Origin of the sequence: Synechococcales cyanobacterium T60_A2020_003, from assembly GCA_015272205.1 — a bacterium.
GTDB lineage: Bacteria > Cyanobacteriota > Cyanobacteriia > RECH01 > RECH01 > JACYMB01.
This window is the reverse complement of the sequence record JACYMB010000343.1, coordinates 1-4,509: the sequence shown is the minus strand read 5'-3', so window position 1 is coordinate 4,509 and position 4,509 is coordinate 1. Positions and strand designations below refer to the sequence as shown.

Genomic DNA, 4,509 nt, shown 5'->3' with positions numbered 1-4,509 from the left:
CCCTAAGAGCCTTTCCCCAGCAGGACAGGGTTAACCGGAGTGATATAGATCGAGGGTAAGCCTGTCCAAGGTTCTGCTTACAATCTCTGTTCCAACCGGATCCAGTCCCCGGAGACCTGAGCGATCGCTCCTCCGGGGAAGGGATCCGTTTGGCTACGATTGGGAGCCGTAATCAACTCAACACATTTCTCGGTGTGCTCAAAGGTCGGATGGATGTCAAATTGCCTTAACCAATGGCGGAGAACACGACGTTGCAGCGCTAGTGACGCATCTCGCAGCACGATCCGGTGGAGTCGCGGCAAACCGGTCTGCAGATCCACCGCCGTTTGATACAGGGCGATCGCCTGCTGGTTCAAATACTCCACCTCCGACGCGAGAATGTCAGCCGTTTGCGCCAGATGCATCTCCACCTGAGGGTTCAAGTACATTTGCAGCATAGGCAAGACTTCATGGCGAATGCGATTTCGGGCATAGCGAACATCCCGATTGGTGCTGTCCTCCCAAATCGGCAAATTCAACACTCGGCAAATTCGAGCCGTATCCGATCGCCGAAACTCCAGCAACGGACGTACTAGGCGAATTCCATTTCCTAACTCCCGTTCCCACCCTAATGCCTGCAATCCCTCCATCCCACTGCCGCGCGCCAGATTGTAGAGCAACGTTTCGGCACGATCGCTGGCGGTGTGTCCGGTCACGACATGGGAGTATCCGTGAGATTGTGCCAACTGAGTCAGAACCGCATATCGCCAATGGCGTGCGTCCGCTTCCGTCGCCGGAGGATCTAGAGTAACTTCACCGTAAGCGGTCAACCCCCACTCTGCCATCAGCCTTAGAACGTGAGCCGCATTCTCCGCCGAGTCCGATCGCCAGCGATGGTTACAATGGGCGATCGCTAGGTGCCAATCCCACTTGGGCTGTAAGTCCCGCAGCAGGGCAGCGAGGGCTAACGAATCCTGTCCGCCGGACACTGCCATCAGCACCGTACAACCGTTTGGAAGCAATTGCCGTTGTCGTAGCGTGCGGTGCAGTTGGGCGTGAAAGGGAGTCCAGGCAGTAGTCATAACGGCTCACCCTCGCCCCAGCACTACGAAAGACGTACTACCCAACCATCACCCATCTAGAAAAACCAGCCGTAACTGTGCAACCCTTTACCCAGAAGATTCACACCGAGATAACAGATCCACACCACTAAAAATCCAGACGCCGCGAGAATAGCCGGACGCCGCCCTTGCCATCCGCGTGTGATCCGCGCGTGAAGGTACGCCGCGAACACCAGCCAAGTAATGAGTGCCCACGTTTCCTTCGGATCCCAGCTCCAGTAAGATCCCCAAGCTTCGTTCGCCCAGACCGCACCCGCAATGATGCCAATGGTGAGCAGCGGAAACCCTAAACCAATGATTCGGTAACTAATGTTGTCCAGCGTATCCGCTAAGGTCAGGCGTTGGGGCGTCAGCGACAAGGTTGCCCCTGACTTCACGGGGGGCGGCGCTTGGAGAACAGCGGTTGCACCACTGGATGTCGATACAGGCTCATCCGAGGCTACATCCTGGGACATCGCCTTGGGTTGGTAACGCCCTTGGCGGAACGATCCCGTTCCTACCGAACTTCCCCGCAGTTCAATCTCCTGCCCCCGGGTCACGATCAGAAAGGCGATCGCCATCACCGAACCCACCATCAGCGCTGCATAGCTCAACAACATCACGCTAACGTGCATCATCAGCCAATTAGACTTCAACGCTGGAACTAGCGGCTCAGAAAACTGCATTTGAGCTGGCAGAGACAAGGCTGCAAACGCCGTGATTCCCATCGCCACTGGTGACGTGACTGCCCCCACAAGGGAACTCCGAGTCATCCGCTCAGCGATGAGGTGAACCGCTGTAATCCCCCACGCAATGAAAAATAAAGACTCGTACAAATTACTGAGGGGAAAATATCCGGCATCAATCCAGCGTGCCCCTAACAAAGCGGCGATACAAAGATTGGCGATCGCCATTCCCGCCGTACCGAGCAAGGCCAAATAGGGAATTCTCGGAAAAGCAACGCTCCCCCAGTACAGCAGCATGGTGATAAACAGAACGGCAAACGAAGCGTTATCCAGCCAGCTCTGAAGCGTCACCAAGTCCATGCCCATGTTCTCCCAAAAATCGATTGCGTACGAAGTGTGGATTTCAAGTCCGTTTCTCTATCCTAGCGAGTCTTGACTCACAATCTGTAGAATCCAGCGATTGAATCCCCAGAATTATCCAAAGGAATTCTCCAAACCCGACGCTGAACCCTCCCGCCTGTATGTAAGAATGAGAGATACTGAGTATTTTGACGTTGTTTAGTATTCAAATTTGGTTCTGTGACCTCCACTGCTGTACCTTCTGCTTCCAGTCGAACCCACCGCCGCGCCGTGTTTCCCTTCACCGCCATTGTCGGTCAAGAGGAAATGAAACTGGCTCTGTTGCTGAACGTCATTGATCCCAAAATTGGCGGGGTCATGATCATGGGCGATCGCGGCACAGGCAAATCCACCACCATTCGTGCCCTAGCGGACGTACTTCCTGAAATTACCGTGGTCGCAGACGATCCGTTCAACAGCGATCCCCAAGACGAAAGCCTGATGAGCGATGAACTCAGGCAAAAGCTCCAGGAACACGCAGAATTACCCACCGTTCAGAAAAAAGTGCCCATGGTGGACTTACCCCTAGGCGCAACGGAAGATCGGGTCTGTGGCACGATTGATATTGAAAAAGCGCTGTCCGAAGGGATCAAGGCCTTTGAACCCGGTTTGCTAGCCAAGGCCAATCGCGGCATCCTCTACGTCGATGAGGTGAATCTGCTAGACGACCACCTTGTAGACGTTCTGCTCGACTCCGCTGCATCCGGTTGGAACACTGTAGAACGGGAAGGGATTTCAATCCGTCACCCTGCCCGCTTCGTCCTCGTCGGCTCTGGCAACCCAGAAGAAGGCGAACTCCGTCCCCAACTCCTTGATCGCTTTGGGATGCACGCCGAGATCCGCACCGTTAAAGATCCAACCTTGCGCGTGCAGATTGTTGAACAACGTTCAGACTTTGATCAAAATCCAGAAGCCTTTTTGGAGCACTACAAAACTGAACAAGATGCTCTCCAGCAACGCCTCATTCAGGCGCAGGCGTTATTGCCCTCCGTCACAATCGCCCAAGACCTGAAGGTTCATATTTCCCAGGTCTGCTCAGAACTGGATGTGGATGGTCTACGCGGCGATATTGTGACGAACCGAGCGGCAAAGGCCATCGCTGCCTTTGAAGGACGCACCGAAGTAACCGTAGACGATATCCGTCGCGTCATTGTCCTGTGCCTGCGCCACCGATTGCGAAAAGATCCGCTAGAATCCATCGATTCCGGCTATAAAGTCGGCAAAGTCTTTAGCCAAGTGTTTGGTGTTGCCGATCCTGATGAAGCCGCAACCAACGGTGCCGTCCCTGCCATCCGATAACGTGCCATCTGAAAAACGGATTTTAGGAATTGACCCTGGACTCGCCATCATGGGATTTGGCATGATCCAGGGTTCTTCTTCATCAACGGTACGCCAGTCAGCGACGATTGATGCCCTCGACTTTGGCGTGATCCAAACGCCAGCCCATACCGACGTGGGCGATCGCCTTTGTATGCTCTACGACGACCTCCACAAACTCCTAAGCCACTGGAAGCCCGATCTCGTCGCCATTGAAAAGTTCTTCTTCTATCGGATGGGCAATACCATCCTAGTTGCCCAAGCACGAGGGGTGATCATGCTGGTATTAGCTCAGCATCAAGTGCCTCTCATCGAATTCACCCCTGCCCAGGTCAAACAAGCGCTCACAGGATACGGAAATGCCCAAAAGCATGAAGTTCAGCAATCCGTAGCCCACGAACTCAAACTGGATCAGCTTCCCCGTCCCGATGATGCCGCCGATGCCCTTGCCCTTGCACTTACGGCTTGGTTTCATAATGAGTGATGCGATGCAATCATACACCCATTAACTCAAGGTCGAGATTGAATACAGTACAATCCGTAGCATTGTGGACACGCTAGTAGTCCATGAACACACACAGCCGCTTTACCGGAATATTGAAAAAGATCGAGTAATTCCCCAGCTTGAATGTTATGGCGCTAGCCATCTCGATTAGGACATTTTGGTGGGGCGGCGAAAATGTCCATATCCTAAGCTAGATGGCAATAGCTATAATCTCTGCGATCGAAGCGGGAGAAAATCCCACCAATACCCGATCATCGATAATTAGACTCAAATTACGGGAAAAAATCGCTCATTTCCTAGAAGTGACTCCTCATAATCAATATTCCTGGAGTGCTTATTGGACAGTATTTTTAGAATCACAAAGTATCACCGCCTGTCTAATTTCCCTAGGGCTATTTCATTCTAATTGACCATTCGCTATGGTAGAGCAGTCTTTTATCCTGTAGGTCTACCGTTCAGATGTCCCAACGTACCTGGTCACCGCAATAAGAATTGTTAATGAGAATGGCTGAAGCAGCTACAT

Annotated in this window: 4 protein-coding genes; 2 read left to right on the top strand and 2 right to left on the bottom strand. The window is 52.9% G+C overall.

Annotated features, from left to right (window positions below; all coding sequences use genetic code 11):
* Positions 1–77 precede the first annotated feature (77 nt).
* Together tilS and ccsB are read right to left on the bottom strand one after the other, a co-directional pair.
* The gene (tilS, locus tag IGR76_17040; GenBank protein ID MBF2080168.1) at positions 78–1,061 is read right to left on the bottom strand and encodes a tRNA lysidine(34) synthetase TilS; all 984 of its coding nucleotides are present in this window, start codon (positions 1,059–1,061) and stop codon (positions 78–80) included.
* Between the two features lie 56 nt (positions 1,062–1,117).
* A complete protein-coding gene (ccsB, locus tag IGR76_17035) occupies positions 1,118–2,125 on the bottom strand; it encodes a c-type cytochrome biogenesis protein CcsB (GenBank protein MBF2080167.1) in 1,008 nt (335 codons plus the stop codon).
* A gap of 219 nt (positions 2,126–2,344) precedes the next feature.
* On the opposite strand from ccsB, the gene bchI reads away from it, so the two are divergent.
* Together bchI and ruvC are read left to right on the top strand one after the other, a co-directional pair.
* On the top strand, positions 2,345–3,463 hold the full coding sequence (bchI, locus tag IGR76_17030; protein MBF2080166.1) for a magnesium chelatase ATPase subunit I: 1,119 nt from the start codon (positions 2,345–2,347) through the stop codon (positions 3,461–3,463).
* Positions 3,423–3,965: a crossover junction endodeoxyribonuclease RuvC gene (gene ruvC / locus IGR76_17025; GenBank protein ID MBF2080165.1), complete on the top strand. Its 543-nt coding sequence runs from the start codon at positions 3,423–3,425 to the stop codon at positions 3,963–3,965. The genes bchI and ruvC overlap by 41 nt, the downstream gene beginning before the upstream one ends.
* The last annotated feature ends 544 nt before the right edge of the window (positions 3,966–4,509 follow it).

Excerpts from the sequence above, each read along its gene's own strand:
- ruvC (MBF2080165.1), top strand. The coding sequence starts at position 3,423 with ATGAAGCCGCAACCAACGGTGCCGTCCCTGCCATCCGATAACGTGCCA.
- tilS (MBF2080168.1), bottom strand. The coding sequence starts at position 1,061 with ATGACTACTGCCTGGACTCCCTTTCACGCCCAACTGCACCGCACGCTA.
- ccsB (MBF2080167.1), bottom strand. The coding sequence starts at position 2,125 with ATGGACTTGGTGACGCTTCAGAGCTGGCTGGATAACGCTTCGTTTGCC.